Origin of the sequence: Azospirillum sp. TSH64, assembly GCF_003116035.1 — a bacterium.
Lineage (GTDB): Bacteria > Pseudomonadota > Alphaproteobacteria > Azospirillales > Azospirillaceae > Azospirillum.
In genome coordinates, this window is sequence record NZ_LGQW01000015.1 from 4,268,865 (window position 1) to 4,288,542 (window position 19,678).

The 19,678-nt window shown below is 68.3% G+C and carries 15 protein-coding genes; 7 read left to right on the top strand and 8 right to left on the bottom strand.

The genetic code is table 11. The features are described from left to right. Nucleotides 1-85 precede the first annotated feature (85 nt). Nucleotides 86-973, top strand: a complete 888-nt coding sequence (locus TSH64_RS20740; protein WP_109447857.1) for an SDR family oxidoreductase — start codon at nucleotides 86-88, stop codon at nucleotides 971-973. A gap of 3 nt (nucleotides 974-976) precedes the next feature. On the opposite strand, the gene TSH64_RS20745 is transcribed toward TSH64_RS20740, so the two are convergent. After that, nucleotides 977-1,753 carry a helix-turn-helix transcriptional regulator gene (locus TSH64_RS20745; protein ID WP_109447859.1) on the bottom strand — a complete coding sequence of 259 codons (777 nt, stop codon included), beginning with the start codon at nucleotides 1,751-1,753 and terminating at the stop codon, nucleotides 977-979. 154 nt (nucleotides 1,754-1,907) lie between these two features. Between TSH64_RS20745 and TSH64_RS20750 the strand changes: the two genes are divergently transcribed. Beyond that, nucleotides 1,908-3,104 (top strand): MFS transporter, encoded by a 1,197-nt coding sequence (locus tag TSH64_RS20750; RefSeq protein ID WP_282188115.1) that lies wholly within the window; start codon nucleotides 1,908-1,910, stop codon nucleotides 3,102-3,104. A 63-nt stretch (nucleotides 3,105-3,167) separates the two neighbouring features. On the opposite strand, the gene TSH64_RS20755 is transcribed toward TSH64_RS20750, so the two are convergent. After that, nucleotides 3,168-4,049, bottom strand: coding sequence for an aldo/keto reductase family oxidoreductase (locus tag TSH64_RS20755; RefSeq protein WP_109447861.1), 882 nt, complete (start codon nucleotides 4,047-4,049; stop codon nucleotides 3,168-3,170). Between the two features lie 92 nt (nucleotides 4,050-4,141). Between TSH64_RS20755 and TSH64_RS20760 the strand changes: the two genes are divergently transcribed. After that, nucleotides 4,142-5,047: a LysR family transcriptional regulator gene (locus TSH64_RS20760; RefSeq protein ID WP_109447863.1), complete on the top strand. Its 906-nt coding sequence runs from the start codon at nucleotides 4,142-4,144 to the stop codon at nucleotides 5,045-5,047. Nucleotides 5,048-5,054: 7 nt separating this feature from the next. Here the strand turns inward: TSH64_RS20760 and TSH64_RS20765 are convergent, their stop codons facing one another. From TSH64_RS20765 to TSH64_RS20790, 6 genes are all read right to left on the bottom strand, one after another. Beyond that, on the bottom strand, nucleotides 5,055-6,686 hold the full coding sequence (locus TSH64_RS20765) for a response regulator (RefSeq protein WP_158285399.1): 1,632 nt from the start codon (nucleotides 6,684-6,686) through the stop codon (nucleotides 5,055-5,057). A 9-nt stretch (nucleotides 6,687-6,695) separates the two neighbouring features. Continuing rightward, nucleotides 6,696-8,189 carry an ATPase domain-containing protein gene (locus TSH64_RS20770; RefSeq protein ID WP_247873064.1) on the bottom strand — a complete coding sequence of 498 codons (1,494 nt, stop codon included), beginning with the start codon at nucleotides 8,187-8,189 and terminating at the stop codon, nucleotides 6,696-6,698. A 92-nt stretch (nucleotides 8,190-8,281) separates the two neighbouring features. Beyond that, a complete protein-coding gene (locus TSH64_RS20775; RefSeq protein WP_158285400.1) occupies nucleotides 8,282-10,924 on the bottom strand; it encodes an ATP-binding protein in 2,643 nt (880 codons plus the stop codon). Between the two features lie 138 nt (nucleotides 10,925-11,062). Next, nucleotides 11,063-11,437: a response regulator gene (locus TSH64_RS20780; protein ID WP_247873065.1), complete on the bottom strand. Its 375-nt coding sequence runs from the start codon at nucleotides 11,435-11,437 to the stop codon at nucleotides 11,063-11,065. Between the two features lie 157 nt (nucleotides 11,438-11,594). Continuing rightward, nucleotides 11,595-12,254 carry a response regulator transcription factor gene (locus tag TSH64_RS20785; protein WP_109447873.1) on the bottom strand — a complete coding sequence of 220 codons (660 nt, stop codon included), beginning with the start codon at nucleotides 12,252-12,254 and terminating at the stop codon, nucleotides 11,595-11,597. Nucleotides 12,255-12,259: 5 nt separating this feature from the next. Next, nucleotides 12,260-13,915, bottom strand: a complete 1,656-nt coding sequence (locus tag TSH64_RS20790) for an ATP-binding protein (protein ID WP_109447875.1) — start codon at nucleotides 13,913-13,915, stop codon at nucleotides 12,260-12,262. 214 nt (nucleotides 13,916-14,129) lie between these two features. Between TSH64_RS20790 and TSH64_RS20795 the strand changes: the two genes are divergently transcribed. The 4 genes from TSH64_RS20795 to TSH64_RS20810 all read left to right on the top strand — a co-directional run bounded on the left by TSH64_RS20795 (nucleotide 14,130) and on the right by TSH64_RS20810 (nucleotide 19,676). Next, nucleotides 14,130-15,500, top strand: a complete 1,371-nt coding sequence (locus tag TSH64_RS20795) for an FAD-containing oxidoreductase (protein ID WP_109447877.1) — start codon at nucleotides 14,130-14,132, stop codon at nucleotides 15,498-15,500. A 131-nt stretch (nucleotides 15,501-15,631) separates the two neighbouring features. Then, on the top strand, nucleotides 15,632-16,921 hold the full coding sequence (locus TSH64_RS20800; protein WP_109447879.1) for a cytochrome c: 1,290 nt from the start codon (nucleotides 15,632-15,634) through the stop codon (nucleotides 16,919-16,921). Next, nucleotides 16,918-17,409 (top strand): (2Fe-2S)-binding protein, encoded by a 492-nt coding sequence (locus TSH64_RS20805; RefSeq protein WP_109447881.1) that lies wholly within the window; start codon nucleotides 16,918-16,920, stop codon nucleotides 17,407-17,409. Before TSH64_RS20800 ends, TSH64_RS20805 begins: the two co-directional genes overlap by 4 nt. Continuing rightward, the gene (locus TSH64_RS20810) at nucleotides 17,406-19,676 is read left to right on the top strand and encodes a molybdopterin cofactor-binding domain-containing protein (protein WP_199237619.1); all 2,271 of its coding nucleotides are present in this window, start codon (nucleotides 17,406-17,408) and stop codon (nucleotides 19,674-19,676) included. The genes TSH64_RS20805 and TSH64_RS20810 overlap by 4 nt, the downstream gene beginning before the upstream one ends. Nucleotides 19,677-19,678: the final 2 nt, after the last annotated feature.

The following is a 19,678-nucleotide window of genomic DNA, read 5'->3' on the forward strand; positions in this document are numbered from 1 at the left end:
GCTATACTAGGAAAACGTCACTACTTTAACAGGATATCACGGTGGGACAGAGTGGAGGCGACGGAATTGGAAAGGTGATTGTCCCATGCGTATTTTCCTCACCGGCGCCACCGGTTTCATCGGTCGGGCCGTGCTGTCCGACCTGCTCCAGGCCGGACACCAAGTCATCGGCATGACCCGGTCCGGGGACGGCGCCCGCGCGCTGGAGTCCGCCGGTGCCGAGCCGCACCTGGGCACGCTGGAGGATCTGGCGAGCATCCGCGGCGGTGCCGAGAAGGCCGACGCCGTGATCCACACCGCCTTCGACCATGACTTCTCGCGCTTCGCCGAGAATTGCGCAAAGGACGGCCGGGTGATCGGTGCCTTGGGTGCGGCGTTGAAGGGCTCGAACCGCCCGCTGCTGATCACCTCAGGGGTCGGCATGGGGGGTGCCGGCCATGGCCGGCTTGCCCGCGAAGATGTCTTCGACGACGCCCACCCCAACCCGCGCATCGCGTCGGAGCGGGCCGGAAACGAGCTGCTGGACGCCGGCGTCAACGTCGCGGTGATGCGGCTGCCGCAGGTCCACAACACGGAGAAGCAGGGGCTGATCACCCCGCTGATCGAAATCTTCCGCGCGAAGGGCGTCGCCGCCTATATCGGCGAGGGGCAGAACCGCTGGTCCGCCGGTCATCTGGGCGATGTCGCCCGCCTCTATCGTCTGGCCATCGAGAAGGCGGAAGCCGGCGCCCGCTACCATGCGGTCGGTGAGGAAGGCGTCGGAACCCGCGAGATCGTCGAGAGGCTGGCCCGCGGCCTGAAGATTCCGACGGTTTCCATCCCACAGGACAAGGCCGCCGAGCATTTCGGCTGGATGGCGATCTTCGCGGGCATCGACATGGCGGCGTCCAGCGCCCTGACCCAGGCGGCGCTCGGCTGGCGTCCGGCAGGCCCCGATCTCATCGCCGATCTGGAGGCAATGCGCTATTCCTGACGACTATTCGGCACCCTTCAGATATGCGCGCGGCGAAGAGCCGAGCACGCGCTTGAACATCGCGGTGAAGGCGGCGGGGTTGTCATAGCCGAGGTCGATGGCGACCGCGGTGACGGCTTCGCCCGCCACCAGCCGCGGCAGGGCGGCGGCGAGGCAGGCCTGCTGGCGCCACTCCAGAAAGCTCAGCCCGGTCTCGCGCCGGAACAGCCGTGTGAAGGCGCGCCGGCTGACACCCAGCTCGTCGCACCACTGCTCGATCGTCTCATGCACCGCCGGCTGTCGGAGAAACCGTCGGCAGCGCTCGGCCAACGCCGGACTGGTCGGAAACGGGACGGTCAGCGGCTGGGCCGGCAGATGCAGCATCTCGTAGCGGATCAGCGCCATCACCGCGCCGTCGTGGCTGTCCGGAACGTAAACGGCCGGCACATCCACGGCGCGGGCGATCAGGCTGCGGATGAAGGGGGACAGCCCGACGACCTGACAGCGGTCAGGCATTCCGCCGGTCAGGTCCGGGTCCAGATAGAGGCTTTGGGTGGTCACCGCCCCGATCATGCGTACCTCATGCAGGACGCCGGGCGGGATCCACAGGCCGAAATCGGGCGGCACCACCCAGCGGCCCTGCGGCGTCGACATGATCAGCACCCCGGTGATACCGGAGATCAGCTGTCCCCGCCGGTGACAGTGCAGCGGCAGAGTACCGCCGTCCGGATAGTCGTGGGTGGTGGCGAGCAGCGGCCGCTCGACGGCATCGATCTCGTCGACACGGACATTTCTCACCATGGCCCAGACTCGTAAAAAACTGGCCTGACTGCGGTGGCGGGCCTTCTCGACCGACCGTAGGCTTACGGTGCAGTCAACGCAACAGTGCCGGGCCAACCGAACCGCCGATACGCGGTCCGGACGCCCCAAGGCAGAGAGAAGAGGGCATGCCCCCGTGACCGACACCACCATGAGCCGGCCCAGCGCCGGTTCGACGGCCTTTTCCATCCTGGCCGCGATCAGCGCCTGCCACCTGCTCAACGACATGATCCAGTCGCTGCTGCCGGCGGTCTATCCGATCCTGAAGGACGAGTTCGGCCTCAGCTTCGCCCAGCTCGGCCTGCTGACCTTCGTCTATCAGCTGACGGCATCGCTCCTTCAGCCGCTGGTCGGACTTTTCACCGACCGCAAGCCGATGCCCTATTCGCTGGTCTTCGGCATGGGCTCCACGCTGCTCGGGCTTCTCATCCTGGCCTGGGCGCCAAGCTTTCCGGCCCTGCTGGCCGGCGGGATGTTGCTCGGTTTCGGCTCGTCCGTCTTCCATCCGGAGGCGTCGCGCATCGCCCGTCAGGCGTCCGGCGGCGCCCATGGGCTGGCCCAGTCGCTGTTCCAGGTCGGCGGCAACCTCGGTTCGGCACTCGGCCCGTTGCTGGCGGCCTTCATCATCCTGCCCCACGGTCAGGGCAGCCTCAGCTGGTTCGCCTTCGCCGCCCTGGCCGGCATGGTGGTGATGGTGCGGCTGGGAAGCTGGCAGCGCCGGAACGCCAAACCGCGCAAGACCGGCGGCCCGGCGGCTGCGCGCCATGCCGATCTGCCGGCGGGTCAGGTCGCCCGCGCGGTCGCCATCCTGATCGCGCTGATCGTGTCGAAATACGTCTATCTCGCCAGCATCACCAGCTATTACATCTTCTACCTGATCGACCGCTTCGGCCTGTCCACCGGCGACGCGCAGCTCTGCCTGTTCGCCTTCCTGGCCGCGGTCGCGGCGGGCACGGTGATCGGCGGCCCGGTGGGCGACCGCATCGGCCGCAAGACGGTGATCTGGGTCTCGATCCTCGGCATCCTGCCCTTCACCCTGGCCCTGCCCTATGTCGGGCTGACGACGACGGTGGTTCTCAGCGCCGTGATCGGATTGGCCCTGGCTTCAGCCTTCCCGGCCATCGTGGTCTATGCGCAGGAGCTGCTGCCCGGCCGGGTCGGCATGGTGTCGGGCCTGTTCTTCGGGCTTGCCTTCGGCGTCGCCGGCATCGGCGCGGCCGGGTTGGGCGTCGTCGCGGACTGGAAGGGCATCGGCTTCGTCTACACCGCCTGCTCCTTCCTGCCGCTGCTGGGCCTGCTGACAATCTTCCTGCCGAATGTGGAACGCCGTTAACCGGCACCGGGAGGCGGCACCGGGACGAGGGGAGCGCGAGCTCCCCTTTTTCCATCTCGACCCTCAGGCGTCTTTCCCCAGCTGATCCAGCGCCTCCAGGGCATCGGCGGACAGCACCAGGTCCGCCGCCGCCAGATTCTCCTGCAGATGCTTGACCGACGAGGTTCCCGGGATCGGCAGGATGTTTGGCGCCCGGTTCAGCAGCCAGGCGAGCGCCACCTGCATCGGCGTCGCCCCGAGCCGGCTGGCGACATCGGACAACAGGCCGGACTGGATCGGCGAGAAGCCGCCGAGCGGAAAGAACGGCACATAGGCGATCCCCTTGGCGGCGAGATCGTCGATCAGCGCATCGTCCGCCCGATGCACCAGATTGTAGTGGTTCTGCACGCAGACGATCTCGCAGACGCGGCGACCTTCCTCGACCTGCCGCGCCGTGGCGTTGCTGAGCCCGATGTGGCGGATCAGCCCCCGCTGCTGGAGGTCTGCAAGAACGCTCAGCTCCCGCTCGACCGATCCTTCCGCCGGGGCATGACCATGGTCGCCCCACAGCCGCATGTTGACGACGTCGAGCACGTCAAGGCCGAGATTGCGCAGATTGTCGTGCACCGCCTGCCTCAGCTCTTCCGGCGAGGATGCCTGAAGCCAGGAGGCATCCGCGCCGCGCCGGGCGCCGACTTTGGTCACGATCAGCAGATCGTACGGATAGGGCGCCAACGCCTCACGGATCAGCTGGTTGGTGACATGCGGACCGTAGAAGTCGCTGGTGTCGATGTGATTGACGCCCGCCTCGACGGCATGGCGTAGCACGGCGATGGCCGCGTCACGGTCCTTCGGCGGACCGAAGACGCCGGGACCGGCCAACTGCATCGCGCCATAGCCGAGCCGGCGGACGGTCTTGCCGCCGATGGTGAAGTTGCAGGATTCGGTCTGATTGGTATCGGACATGAGGATCTCCTTGATGGCTTCAGCAATCTAGCCCCCATCCGCAAGTCCGATTAGTCTGCACAATCAGGACAACCCGTGCGGATTTCCGAACAATGCAGCATGAGCTGGGGGACCTAAACGCCTTCGTCGCGGTGGCCCGCGCCCGGGGTTTCCGCGAAGCGGCGAAGGCGGGCAACGTCAGCGCCTCGTCCCTCAGCGAAGCTGTGCGGCGGCTTGAAGGGCAGCTCGGCGTCAGGCTGTTCAACCGGACCACCCGCAGCGTGGTCCCGACGGAAGCCGGCGAACGACTGCTGGCCCGGCTGGAGCCCGCCCTGCGCGAGGTCGATGCAGCCCTCGACGTGGTGAACGGCTTCCGCGACCGGGTGGCGGGCACCCTCAGGCTCAATGTGCCGGTCAGCGCGGCAAGGCTGGTCCTGCCGTCGATCCTGCCGGCCTTCCATGCCTCCTATCCCGAGATCCGGGTGGAGGTGATGGGCGAGGACAGCTTCGTCGATGTCCTGGCTGCCGGATGCGACGCCGGCATCCGCTACGACGAGCGGCTGGAACAGGATATGATTGCCGTCCCCATCGGTCCCCGCCGGCAGCGCTTCGCGACCGCGGCCTCCCCCGCCTACCTCGATGCACGCGGACGGCCGGAGCATCCGCGCGACCTGATGACCCACAGCTGCGTGCGCGGACGCTTTGCCAGCGGAGCCATGCCGCTTTGGGAGTTCGAACGCGACGGCGAAACGATCCGCCTCGATCCGACCGGACCGCTGGTGGTGGGGTCGGGCGGCATCATGGACCTCGCCATCGATGCGGCCGTCGCGGGTGTCGGGGTCTTTCAACTGTTCGAGCAGTGGCTGCGGCCGCATCTGGACAGCGGCGCGCTTGAACCCGTCCTCGAATCCTGGTGGCCGTCCTTTTCCGGCCCGTTCCTCTATTACCCCGGCCGGCGTCTGGTGCCGGCCCCGCTTCGGGCCTTCCTTGATTTCATCAGGACCGTCCCAATCGCCTGACAAGCCGTCATTCCGCCAGCATGGCTGCCAGCTGCTCGGCGATCTGGTTCGGCGAGAAGGGCTTGCGCAGCAGGCGTACGGCCTCGCCCAAATCCGGCGTGTCCGCATAGCCGGTGACGATCAGCGCAGGCAATCCGGGGCGCAGGGTTCGCACATTGCGCACCACCTCGGCTCCGTTCATGCCGGGCATGGCAAAGTCGGTGATCAGCGCATCGACCTCTGCACCGTCATGCAGCAGGGCCAGGGCAGTTTCCCCGCTGTCCGCCTCAATGACCTGATGGCCCTGGCTTTCCAGCAGCGCCATCGTTCCCATCCGCACGATGGCGTCGTCCTCCACCAGCAGGACGGTGCGGCCTTGACCGCGTTCGACTTCGACAGCCAGGCGCGCCGGCCGGTCGGCGACGGCCGCCACGCTTGGCAGGTAAAGGGTGATCGCGGTTCCGCTGCCGAGGGTGCTGTCGATGTGGACGCCGCCGCCGGATTGGGTCGCCATGCCCTGGACCATCGACAGTCCCAGCCCCGATCCCTTGTCGAGCGGCTTGGTGGTGAAGAAGGGTTCGAAGACATGGGGCAACACCGACGGGTCGATGCCGGTGCCGGTATCCGTGACCCGGATCGCCACGTAGGTTCCGGGCCGCAACTCCACCGAACCGGCCAAGGGGGTGTCCGTATCTCCATCGCCGACCCTAACGACGAACGCGGTCAGCGACAGCCGCCCGCCGCCCGGCATGGCGTCACGGGCGTTGATCGCAAGATTCAGGATGGCGGATTCAAGCTGTGCCCGGTCGATCAGCGCCGCCGGAAGTCCGGGCGGCACCTGGATCGTGACGCTGATCTGTCCGCCCAGGGAGCGTTCGAGAAGGGAGCTCATCCCGGTGAGCAGCTCTCCCAGATCAGTGGGTTCCGGCATCAGCGTCTGGCGCCGTGCGAAGGACAGCAGCGACTGAGTCAGCCGCGCGCCGCGCTCGATGGAGCGGTTGGCCGCCTCAAACAGCTCGCGCGGGGTGCCGTCGGGCACCGTGGGAGCCAGGACGGCAAGGCAGCTGACGATGCCCTGGAGCAGATTGTTGAAGTCATGCGCCACGCCGCCGGTCAGCTGCCCGAGCGCCTCCATCTTCTGCGCCTGATGAAGCTGGTTCTCAGCCCGCCTGCGGTCGGCCATTTCAGCCTGCAAAGCCTCTGTCCGCTCGGCAACCCGCTCCTCCAATCGGCTGGATGCCTGGGTGATCTCCCGAAGGTGGCTGCGGGTCCGGTACTGGCGTTCCCTGCTGCGCAGCGCCGCCTGGGCCGCGCTCTGCAACGCCTCGCGGTGCAGCGGCCGGTCCAGCAGCGTAACGTTGCCGAGCGACTGGAAGAATGCCTGCCTTCCCCGCCCGGCCTGCCGGCTGCGCCGCGAGGTCAGGATCACGATGGGCAGGTCCGACCAGCGCGGCTGTGCCTCCAACCAAGCGGTCAGCGGTTCGATGTCGGTCAGCACCCCCTCGGAGAGCATCAGCGCTCCAACATCGTCGCCAAGGCTGCGGCAAAGCTCCGGCAAGTCGGCAAAGGGATGCGTCGCCAGACCGATCTCCGCCAGGACCGAACCGATCACTTCGGCATCCCGCCCTTCAGGGGCCAGGACAAGGATGGACCCGTGCATCGGCATCGATCACCCGGCTTCGCCCTGACCACTGAGGAGTGTCTCCACCGAACCGTCATATTCCGGTACGCCCGTCAGCACGCCCCGGAAGTCCATCAGCTGCGGCCCGACCTGCATCCCGTCCGGGAACAGCCGGAATTCGCGGATCGACAGCTCGTGGACGCCGGTGCGCTTCTTCACCACCGAAATCGCCTTGCGCACTTCACCCTCGGCCTCGAAGAAGCGGAGAAGAACCACGGTGTCGCTCATGAAGGACAGATCGACCGGATTCTGCACATCGCCGATGATGCCCTGCTGAGCCAGGATCAGGATGGTGACCACACCCTTGTTGCTCAGGTAGGTCAGCAGCTCGTGCATCTGAAGCGTCAGCGCCTTCTCCTCCGGCATGGTGCTGAGGTAGGAATTCAGGCTGTCGATCACCACAATGCGGGCGTTGCGGTCTTCGACCTCGCGGCGGACCTGCCAGACGAACTGGCCGGGCGACAGGCGGGACGGGTTGGCGCGCTGCCAGCCGACGCGCTCCTGCTGCACCGCTTCGTTGATGTCGATGCCCAGAGCGATGCTGCGCAGCCCCAGGGTCTTGAAATTCTCATCGAATGAGAAGTAAGCGGCATGTTCGCCGCGCTTGACCGCGGCGGCGACGTATTGCAGCGCAATGGACGATTTGCCGACCCCCGATGGTCCCACCAGCATCGTGGTGGTGCCGAGCGTCAGGCCGCCCCCCATCAGCTCGTCCAGGGCCGGCAGGCCGCTCTCCATGGTGGTCTGCTCGAAGTCGCTGCTGTGCTCTTCCGCGATCAGGCTGGGGAAGACCAGGACATTGGTCTTCGTGATGGCGAAGTCATGCCATCCGCTCTGATAGTCCGCCCCCCGCATCTTGGCGATGCGCAGCCGCCGCCGAGCCGCGCCATAGGTGCGTTCGCTCTGCTCCAGCACGATCACGCTGTGAACCAGGCTGTGCAGATCGCTTGCACCGTCCTGATGGGTCAGGTCGTCGAGGATCAGGGTGGTGCAGCGGCGTCCTTGCAGAAATTGCTTCAGAGCCAGAATCTGCCGGCGGTAGCCGAGCTGGTCCTGGGCGAGCAGCCGCAGTTCCGACACCGTGTCGATCACCAGCACTTCCGGATTTTCCCGCTCGATCCGCTCGATGATCAGACGCACGGTCTCGCCAAGCTCCACCTCCGACGGGTAGAGCACGCTCTGCTGGCGATCCAGCTGCGCTTCGATGGGCACAATGTCGAAGACCGCAAAGCCGTCGAGCGACCAGCCATGGCTGGCGGCAGTCGCTTCCAGCTCCTTGACGCTCTCCGATAAAGTGATGTACAGCCCCTTCTTGCCGTCGTCGCGCGTCTGGATCAGAAGCTGCAGGGCAATGGTGGTCTTGCCTGTGCCGGGTGCACCCTCCAGAAGATGTATTCGACCGCGCGGCAGCCCGCCGCGCAAAACCAAATCGAATTCGGGAATTCCGGTCTGCACTTTCTCGATCGGGAGGGGCTTGGGCACCAACAGCTCCTTAAGGTCCATGTCATCAGACAAACACGGTGCAGCGGAAATGTTCCGCCGGAGCTTGGGCGCGGCTTAAAAATTGGTGTGGATCACAGGGTGGCCGAAGGCGGCCCGGCGGTATCGGCGGTATCGGCGACCGGGATGCGGGCTTCCCCTTCCACCATTGCCAGACGGCGGCCGAGTGCCGCGGCGAGGCTGCGGGGGGTGACCGGCTTGTGCAGCAGGTCGAAGCCGTGGGTGAGCGCGTCGTTCTGCGGCTCCGTGCCGATCTCCCCGGTGACGATCAGGCCGGGGATGTCCGCATCGTGCATGTCCCAGATGCGGAGGATCGCCTCCGTTCCGATGCGCTTGTCGCGCAGGCGGTAATCGACGACGAGGATGTCGGGCCGGCGCCCATCCAGCGTCAGGCGTTCCACTGCGACGTCGGTCGAATCCGCGGTGATCACGTCGAATTTCCAGGCGCGCAGCAGGCTTTCCATCCCGGCCAGCACGATGGGGTCGTCGTCCACCACCACCGCCAGCCGCCGATCCTCCCGCTCCGGCGGTGCCGGCGCCATTTCCACAGGGGCCGCCTCCCCGGATGGCGCAACGGAGGCGCAAGCCTCCGCCGCCAGCGGCACCGCAATGCTGAACAGCGAGCCCTGGCCCGGATGCGAGAGTACCGTGACGGGATGGTCCAGCAGGTCGGACAGGCGGCGGACGATGGCGAGCCCAAGGCCGAGGCCCTGGTTGCGGTCGCGCTCGGGGTTGTCGACCTGATAAAGTTCCTCGAACACCCGGTCGATCTGGTCGGCCGGGATGCCGCGGCCGGTGTCGTGGACACCGATCAGCAGACGGTCGGCCGCCACGCTGCAGTCTACCGAAATCCCGCCGCTGTCGGTGTAGCGGATCGCGTTCTCCACCAGATTGCGCAGCATGCGGCCGAGCAGGACCCGGTCGCTGCGGATGGCGGCATGGCAGGGGTGAACCCGCCAGTCCAGGCCCTTTTCCTGCGCGACCGGGGCATAGGCGTCGTCCAGGCTCCTCAGCAGGTCCGAGACAGGGAATTCCTCCAACTGCGGCGCCACGATGCCGGCGTCGAGGCGGGAGATGTCGAGCAGACCGTCCAGCAGACCTTTGAGGATCTCCAGCCCGTGCTGGAGCCGCCCGAGTGCATCGAGACCGGGGCCCTCGCCCAGATGCGGGCGGAGCACCTCGGCGAACAGCAGGATCGACTGCATCGGCTGACGCAGATCGTGGCTGGCGGCGGCCAGGAAGCGGCTTTTGGACCGTCCGGCCTCTTCCGCCGTTTCGCGGGCGCGATGGATGTCGTGGATGTCGACGGCCCCGCCGAACCACGCGACGATCCGTCCGCCATGGTGGATCGGGTGGGTCCGGCTGAGGTGCCATCTGTAGGCTCCGTCTGCCCGGCGCAGGCGCAGTTCATACGCGTGCGCCGCACCGGCGGGGATGGCCGCTCTCCGGACCGCCTGGATACGCTCGACGTCCTCCGGATGCAGATCCCCCATCCGGTTCTCTTCGTTCGTCATTCGGCCGGTGTAGGCCCGGAACGCCGCATTGACGTATTCCAACGTGCCGTCGGGCCGGTTCACCCACATCATGTGCGGGGCGTTCTCCACCAGCGCGCGCGACCGCTCCTCGCTGGCCCGCAGCGCGGCGGATGCCTCCTCCTTGGCCCGCATCTGCCGGTCGAGATCCTCGACCAGCCCATCGAAGGCCAGCCCCAGCCGGCTCATCTCCGGACCATCCACCGCTCCCACGTGGGCGGAGCGGTCGCCGGCACGCCAGCGCTCGGTCGCCGAGATCAGTGCCGCGACCGGCCGATAGATGTGCCGCCTGGCGATCAGGAACGCCGTCAGCAGGCCGAGCAGCAGCGTGGCGGCGATCCACACCAGCGACCGCGTCAGCGCGGCGTCGATACCGCTCATCGCGGCGTCATGGTCGATGCCGACCGCGACGAAGATGTGCCTGACCCCGGCGGACAGCGGAACATAGGCAAACACCCGCTCCACCCCGTCGATCCCCATCAGCTGGGCGGTCCCGACCGCATCGGCGTCGAGCAGAGGCTGGAAGCGCGGCGGGAGCGCGGTGCCGACGGCCCCCGGCCTCTTAGGGGCATGGACCAGCACGATGCCGTTGCCGTCGGCGATCATCAGCGCGGCATTATCGGGAAGCGGGTGTTCGGAGAGGTAACGTTCGAGCCAGCCGAGATCGATCAGCGCCGTGACAACACCGATGGTCCGCCCGTCGCCGCCGGTGCGGCGGATCGGCAGGCCGAACGGCATCGCCGGCTTGCCATCGTACCGCTGCCGGATGAACTCGCCAACGGTGAAGCCGCCGCTTTCCAGGGCGGAGCGCACATGCATCCGGTCGGCGATAGTCCGCCCGCGCAGCAGCGGGTTGGTGGAGCAGAGAATGACCCCGTCCTCGCCGGCAAGATTGACCGTCAGGTAATCCGGGATCCGCGTGGCGGTGCGCGTCAGCAGCGCCTGGCATCCGGTCGCATCGAGGGTCTGCGCCGACGTGGTTTCCGCCAGCAGTTCCAGCATCTGCCGCACGCCTTCGACCAGCCGCTGCTGCTCGCCGCCCAGCAAGCTGAGAAGCTGCTGCGCATGCTCGTGGATCTCATCGGAGCGCTGGCGGCGCAGATCGATCTGGTTCCAGACCTCCAGCGCGCAGATCGGCACCAGGGCCAGCGTCACGAGCAGCAACAGGCGGGTCAGGAAGCTCATGGCATCCTCGTCCCGATTGCGGCCCACATCCTGAGCCCGACCACACTTCTGTGGGATGCGACTGCCATGCCCCATCTCCCGACCGGCCCTGCTGCATACATAACCGTTCGGGAGGACGATTGCTGCCGCTCTCTGGCGTTACCCTGCGGCAATGGCGCGGTTCAGGGAAGCGATCAGGACATGGGCGTCGACCGGCTTGCCGAGCACGTCGCGGGCGCCGCCGCCCAGCGCACGCAGCCGGGTGGTCTCGTCGGCATAGGAGGTCATGAACAGGATCGGCGGATGTCCGCCGCCCTCTTTGTTCAGCCGCTCCTGCAATTCCAGCCCGGACAGGCCGGGCATGCACACGTCCAGGATGATGCAGGCGATCCCGGTCCGGTCGGCCAGCGCCAGGAAATGCTCGGCGGAGATGAAGGACCGGCAGCGGAAGCCGACCGACCGCAGCAGGTCGTCCAGCGCCTCGCGGATTGCCTCGTCGTCATCGACCACCGCTATCAGGGGTGCGTTGGACACGTCGTGATGCCTTGACCGGATCGGGGACCGAATGGAAGCGCCGGTTTCCGGCGCCACACGCATCCTATCCGGATGGGGCAGGTGGCAGATACCACACCTAGGTCTAGAGGCGGACAGCCGGGCCGGACGCAGGACCGAGACGCCCGAAGCGTAGCCGTCACCCCTCGTGGTCGAGCACCTCCACCTTGCGGACGAGGTCGGCGACGGAGCGTACCTGCATCTTCCGCATCACCTTGCCGCGGTGGAGCTTGACCGTCACCTCGCTGATGCCGAGATCGCCGGCGATCTGCTTGTTCAGCCGGCCCTTGACCACCTCCGCCATCACCTCGCGCTCGCGCGGGGTCAGCGTCGCGGCCAGCGATTCCACCGTCATCGTGGCGGCCCGCTGGCTCCGCCGCGACCGGTCGCGGGCAAGCGCGGCATCGACCGCGTCAAGCATGTCCTGGTCGCGGAAGGGCTTGATGAGGAAATCGGTCGCCCCGGCCTTCATCGCTCGGACCGACATCGGCACGTCGGCGAAGCCGGTCATGAAGACGATGGGCAGTGCGATGCCCAGGCCGTCCAGCCTCGTCTGGAACTCCAGCCCGCCCAGGCCGGGAAGCCGCACGTCGAGGATCAGGCAGCCCGGCCGGTCGGGAACCGCCGCAGCCAGCAGTTCCGCCGTGCTGCCGAAGGCACGGCCTTCGATGCCGACCGATTGCAGAAGGTCGACCACCGCCTCCCGCATGCCGGCGTCGTCATCGACGATCAGGACCAGTGGGTCGTCCTTTGCAGAGGCGGGAGCAGGGTCGGGCGACAAGGTGCCTTTCTGGGCCATGGCGGTCAGTCCTCTCGTGCCGCGGCCAGCGGGACGGCTGGCGGCTCGGCCAGTGATCTGGTGGACGGCGGGGGTGCCGACGGTACGGTGAACTCGAACACCGCCCCGCCGTCCGTATGGTTGTGGGCGGTCAGCGTACCGCCGCAGGACTCGATGATGGAGCGGCAGATGGCGAGGCCCATCCCCATCCCCTCGGGCCGGGTGGTGAAGAAGGGATCGAACAGGCGGGCATGGCTGGCCTCGTCGATGCCCCTGCCGCGGTCGCGCACGGCAACCCTGACCTGCTCCCCGCCTTCCAGGCTGCCGATGGCGACGGTCAGTTCGCGCCGGGGGCTGTCCGCTTCCGCCATGGCGTGCAAACCGTTGGTCACGAGGTTGACCAGCACCTGCTGCATGCCGACCCGGCTGCCCCGCACCGGCGGGGCAGGGGCAAAGTCGGTGACCAGAATGGCTCCGGCACCCGACAGCTCGCGCTCCAGCAGGAGCGCCACCTCGGTCACCAGTTGAGCCAGGTCGATGGTCTCGTCGCAGTGAGTGTCCTTGACCAGCATGCCGCGTGTCCGCTGCACGATGTCGGCGGCGCGACGCCCGTCGCGGACGATGCGGTCGGCCGCCTTCGCGGCGGTTTCGATGTCGGGCTGTTCGCGGCGCAGCCAGCGCAGGCAGGCCTGCGCATTCAGCACGATGGCGCCCAGCGGCTGGTTCAGCTCATGGGCGATGGAGGCGGACAGCGCGCCCAGCGTGGCGGCGCGTGCGGCGCGCGCAAGTTCCGCCTGGGCGGCCAGCAGCGCCTCCTGCGTGCGTTCGCGCTGGGTGATGTCGACGACGCCGACCACCACCTGATCGAAGCCGACGCAGTCATCGGGAAAGCTGATGCCCAGCAGCACCGTCAGGGTGCGCCCGTCCGCCGCGATCAGCTGCGCCCGCCCTTCAAAGCGGTCGCGCTTTTCCCAAAGCGCCTGCAGGACCTGCAGCATCGCCGGGTCCTCGGCCGGCAGGTAACGGTCGAGCGGCCCCAGCACCGCCGGCCGGCCGGCCGCACCCAGCAGCTCCACGGTGGCGTCGTTGACGTTGGTGGTGCGGATCAGCGCGCCCATCCCGCGCGCCCAGCCGGGATCGGCCTGCGCATGGGCGGCAAGGTCCGTCACCCCGGCGGCCCGGAGGGCGTCGAGCGCCGCCGTCACCGCGGTGAAGTCCTGCTCCCACAAGGAGATCCGCGCCTGCTCGAACATGCTGCGGTAGCGCTTTTCGCTGCGCGCCAGCGCACCGTTGGCCCGCAACAACAGCGCGCGCGAGTCATGGTCGCGCATCAGCAGCGCGCCGGTGATCAGGATGGCCGCCAGCGACACGCCGCAGCGCAGGACCGAAGACAGGTCCATGTCCTGCCAGTGCGACAGGAAGAAGGACAGCACCGCCAGCAGCGCACAGCCGGCTGCCACCCGCAGGATGCCCCGCCGCGACAGGGCGGTTGCGGCCAGCAGCAGCACCAGCACATAGAGGACGGCGATGGCGCTTTCGATGTCGGTGAAGGTGTCGACGAAGAACACCGCCAGGGCGAGCGGAATCGACAGAAGGCCGAGACGGCGCTCCATCGGCCGCCCGCTGGCCGGCGAACCGCCCCATGCCGCGTCGCCCTTCGCACCGCCTTCCGCACCAACCATACGCCAGTCTCCAACCCCGCGCCGTACCGCTCCGGTTCCGGCAGCTTGCCTGCGGGCGCCGTCCGGTTCTTGAACGATCTGACGATCACGTGAACGATCGGCACGGCTTGCCGCCAGTCATACCTTGGTTTGCTTGGAAGACGCCCGGCACCGGCGCTACCATCCCGCCCCACGCCATGTCCCCAAAGAACGCAACTGGCCGCAGGAGCCTGCCATGGTCGACGCCATCATCATCGGAGCCGGCCAAGCCGGGCCGCCGCTCGCCGAACGTCTGACCGCCGCCGGCATGAGCGTTGCGGTGGTCGAGCGCAAGCTGTTCGGCGGCACCTGCGTCAACACCGGCTGCACCCCGACCAAGACGCTGATCGCCAGCGCCCGCGTCGCCCAAATGGCCCGGCGCGCCGCCGAATATGGCGTGGTGCTCGACGGGCCGGTGCGCATCGACATGGCCCGGGTCAAGGCGCGCAAGGACGAGGTTTCCGGCCGTTCGCGCCAGAATGTCGAACGCTGGCTGCGCAGCATGCCCAACTGCCGGGTTTTGCAGGGCCATGCCCGCTTCGAATCGCCGGGCAGTGTGCGCATCGGCGACGAGTTGCTGACGGCCGAGCGCATCTTCCTGAATGTCGGTGCCCGTGCCGCGATCCCGGATATGCCGGGGGTGCGCGATGTCGATTTCCTGACCAGCGGCACGATCCTGGACCTCGACCATGTGCCCCGTCATCTGGTAGTGGTCGGCGGCAGCTACATCGGCCTCGAATTCGCCCAGATGTACCGCCGCTTCGGCGCGGAGGTGACGGTTGTGGAGAAGGGGGAACGGCTGATCGGCCGCGAGGACCCCGACGTGTCGGACGCAATCAGGGAGTTGCTGGAGAAGGAGGGGGTGACCGTCCGGCTGTCGGCCAACTGCATCCGCTTCGCCCGCCATGCCGACGGGGTGGAGGTCGGGGTGAATTGCACGTCCGGCACCCCGTCGGTGGTGGGGAGCCATGTGCTGCTGGCCGTCGGCCGCACGCCCAACACCGACGATCTCTGCCTCGACCGCGCCGGCGTGGTGACGGATTCCCGCGGCTTCATCACGGTAGACGACACGCTGCGCACCAATGTGCCTGGCATCTGGGCGATGGGCGACTGCAACGGGCGGGGCGCGTTCACCCACACCGCCTACAATGATTTCGAGATCGTCGCGGCCAACCTGCTGGACGGCGACCCGCGCAGCGTGGACGACCGCATTCAGGCCTATGCGCTCTACACCGATCCGCCGCTGGCGCGCGTCGGCATGACCGACGAGGCGGTTCGCCGTTCCGGCCGGCGGGCGCTGGTGGGCCAGCGGGCGATGACCCGCGTCGGCCGTGCGGTGGAAAAGGGCGAGGCCCAGGGCTTCATGCGCATCGTCGTCGATGCCGACAGCCAGGAGATTCTGGGCGCCGCCATCATCGGCCCCGGCGGCGACGAGGCGATCCACGGCGTGCTCGACATGATGTACGCCAAGGCGCCCTATTCCACCCTGCAACGCGCCGTCCACATTCACCCCACGGTCGCCGAACTGCTGCCGACCCTGCTGGGCGAACTGAAGCCGCTGACGTAGGACGAGCCGAAAGCAGGTTTTGTTCAAAAAATCCCGCTTTCAATCTTCAATAGCGAGGCCGGGATTTCCGGCACCCTCCCTGGACTGTCCGCCCGCCCTCGGTTCCCGCGGCGGACCACAGGAGGTGCAGCATGAAACGAATCCGATGGACGGGGTGGCTGACCGGAGGCGCCCTGGTCTGCTTCGTCGGCGTCGGCGCATTCCTTGGCATCGCCCACCGCAGCAGCCTGCCGGCCATAACTCCCCCCAAAGCCGCCGACTTTCCCGCGGAGATGCTGTCGCGCGGTGCGGCGCTGGCCGCCATCGGCGACTGCATCGTCTGCCACACCGCCGACGGGGGCGTGGCCTATGCCGGCGGCCGGGCATTGGCGACGCCGTTCGGCACGCTCTATTCGACCAACATCACGCCCGATCCGGAAACCGGGATCGGCAACTGGTCGAAGGAGGCGTTCAAGCGCGCCATGCGCGACGGGGTATCGCGGGATGGCCGCCATCTCTACCCGGCGCTGCCCTACGACCACTACCGTCAGGTGCATGACGGGGATCTGGACGCGATCTACGCCTTCCTGATGACCCGGCCGGCAGCGTCCGCGCCGGCCAAGGCGAACGAGCTGATCTTCCCGCTGGGCTTCCGTCCGCTGCTGGCCGGCTGGAAGTTGCTGTTCCTGCATCAGGAGGAGTTCACGCCACGGCCGGACCGCGATGCGGAGTGGAACCGCGGCGCCTATCTGGCCGAAGGGCTCGGCCATTGCAGCGGCTGCCACAGCCCGCGCAACATCGCTGGGGCCGAGAAGACGGGCTCCGACGCCTATTCCGGCGGTGTGGCGGAAGGCTGGGTGGCGCCGGCATTGAACGGGTCCGGCCCGGCGGCGGTGCCCTGGACGTCGGACAGCCTGTTCACCTACCTGCGCACCGGTGTCGATGGCCGTCATGGCGCCGCCGCCGGGCCGATGGGACCGGTGGTGCATGGGCTGTCCCGCGCGCCGGAAGCCGATGTCCACGCCATCGCCACATACATCGCCTCGTTGTCGGCGGATCGGGTGCCGAAAGCACCGGGCGCGGCCGACCGAGTGGCGGAGGCCGCAAGGACCAATCCGGCAGGCGCCTCACTCTTCGCCGGGGCCTGCGCCGGCTGCCACGAGGGTGGCGCACCGATGATGACGCAGGGGCGTCCCGGCCTGTCCACCGTCACCGCCCTGCAACTCGACCGGCCCGACAACGCGATCCGCGCCATCCTGCAAGGCATCCATGCCCCCACCGGACCGGCCGGACCGGCGATGCCGCCCTTCGCCGCCAGCCTGACCGACGCGCAGGTCGCCGACCTCGCCGCCTATCTGCGGTCCCGCTTCAGCGAGCGGCCGGCCTGGACCGCGCTGGAAACCGCTGCCGCCACCGTCCGCAAGGAGGAGTCCCAGCCATGACCGTCACCATCACCGTCAACGGCGCCGACCATGCGCTTGACGTCGACCCGGCCACGCCACTGCTCTATGTGCTGCGCGACGATCTGGAGCTGAACGGGGCAAAGTACGGCTGCGGGCTCGGCCAGTGCGGCGCCTGCACCGTTCACATCGACGGCAAGCCGGCCTTCTCCTGCCTGACGCCGGTCGGTGCGGTCGCCGGACGCCGCATCCGCACGGTGGAAGGGCTGGGCAGCACGCAGGCTCCCGGCCTGCTGCAACAGGCCTTCGAGACAGAACAGGCCGCCCAGTGCGGCTACTGCATCGCCGGAATGCTGATGCGGGCCCAGGCCCTGCTCGACCGCAACCCCGACCCGGACGAGGCGCAGATCCGCGCCCACATGCAGACCAATCTCTGCCGTTGCGGCACCCACATGCGCATCCTGCGCGCCATCCGCCGTGCCGTCGCCATGCACAAGGGCATCCAGGCGGCTCAGGAGGTGCGGCCATGACCCCCGCCATGTCACCCCTGTCCCGCCGCGGCTTCCTGACCGGCGGCGCCCTGGTGGTCTCCTTCGCCCTGGCGCCCAGGGCCTTCGCCCAGCTTGCCGGCGGCGGCGAGGGCGGTGCTGGCCCGGCCGTGGTGGCGCCCGACCTGAAGGGAAGCCTGAAATCGTCGCCCTGGCTCGACGCCTGGATCCGCATCGACGCCGATGGCCGGGCCACCGTCTTCACCGGCAAGGTGGAGCTGGGCCAAGGCATCCGCACCGCGCTGCTCCAGGTCGCAGCGGAGGAGCTGGACATCCCGTCCGCCGCCGTCACCCTGGTCACTGCCGACACCGAACGCACACCGGACGAGGGGCTGACCGCCGGCAGCCATTCCATGCAGGACAGCGGCACCGCGATCCAGAACGCCGCCGCCAACGTTCGAATGCTGCTGGCTGCAGATGCGGCGCGCAGCTGGGGCATTCCGGCTGAACAAGTGACCACCGGGGGCGACGGCAGGCTGCGCGCACCGGATGGCCGGACCCTGTCCTATGGCGAGGTGGCGGAGCGGCTGTCGCTGCATGTGCAGGCGGTGCCGGACGCGCCTTTGCGCAGGCCGGCGGACTACCGCACGCTGGGCCGCGCGCTGCCGCGGGTGGACATCCCGGCAAAGCTGACCGGCGGTGCCGCCTATCTGCACGACATGCGCCTGCCCGGCATGCTGCACGCCCGCGTCGTCCGCGGCCCCAGCGCCGGCACCGGTTTGCAATCGCCCGATCTGGACACCGTCGCCCGCATGCCGGGCGTGGTGAAGATCGTCCGGCAGGGTGGTTTTCTGGCCGTGGTGGCGGAGCGGCAATGGACGGCGATACAGGTCCTGCGCCACCTGCAACGGGCGTCCTACGCCCGCACCACGCTGCCGCCCCTGCCGGCCGACGGCAGCGGAGACGCCGTGGCGGCGACGCTGAAGGCGCTGCCGACCCGCGACATCCCGATCATGGACACCAGCGATCCGGCGGGACCGGCGGTCCACAGCGTCAAGGCGCGCTACACCCGGCCCTGGATCAGCCATGGCTCCATCGGCCCCTCCTGCGCCATCGCGCAATACGTGGACGGCACGATGACGGTGTGGACCCACAGCCAGGGCACCTTCGACGTCCGCCGCGTCGTCGCCGAATTGGTCGGCCTGCCGCCGGAGAAGGTCCATGCCATCCATGCCGAAGGCGCCGGCTGCTATGGCCAGAACGGCGCCGACGACGTGGCGGCCGATGCGGCGGTGATCGCCAGGGCCCTGCCCGGCCGGCCGATCCGCCTGCAATGGATGCGCGAGCAGGAGTTCGGCTGGGAGCCGCTCGGCCCCGGCATGATGACGGAACTGGAGGCGGAACTGGGCGCCGACAACCGCATCGTCTCCTGGCGCCATGCGGTCTGGAGCAACCCGCACAACAACCGCCCGGTCGGGGCCGGCGGCGTTCTTGCCGGCAACGAGGCCGATCCGCCCTTCCCCGCCCCCGAAGGCAAGCCGATCCCGATGCCGGAGGGCGACGGCAGCCGCAATTCCAATCCGCTCTACAGCTTCGCCAACACCCATGTCGTCTATCATTTCCTGAAGGACATGCCGGCGCGCGTCTCCGCCCTGCGGTCGCTGGGCGCTCATCTGAACGTGTTTTCCATCGAAAGCATGCTGGACGAACTGGCTGCCGCGGCGGGCATCGACCCGCTGGCGATCCGGCTCGACCATATGCGGGACGAGCGGGCGCGCGACGTCATGCAGGCGGCGGCCGACCGCTTCGGCTGGTCGAAACGGCCGAAAGGTGACGGCCGGCGCGGCTGCGGCATGGCGTTCGCCCGCTACAAGAATCTCGGCGCCTACTGCGCGGTGGCAATGGAGGTTGAGATCGACCGCGAGACGGGCCGGACGATGGTCCGCCGGGCGGTCGCCGCGGTGGATTGCGGCCAGCCGGCCAACCCCGACGGTGTGCGCAACCAGATCGAAGGCGCGCTGGTGCAGTCGCTGAGTTGGACCGGACATGAAGCGGTGCGTTTCGCCGCCGACCGCCGCGCCAGCTTCGACTGGAGCAGCTATCCGATCCTGCGCTTCGACGATGTGCCGGGGTCCGTCGAGGTGGTGGTGATGGACCGCCCCGGCGCCCCCTTCCTCGGCACCGCAGAGGCTGCGCAGGGACCGTCCGCCGCGGCACTGGCGAACGCCATCGCCGACGCCACCGGCGTCCGCCTGCGCGACATGCCGCTCAGCCCGGACCGGCTCAAGGCCGCGCTTGGTCCCGTCTGATT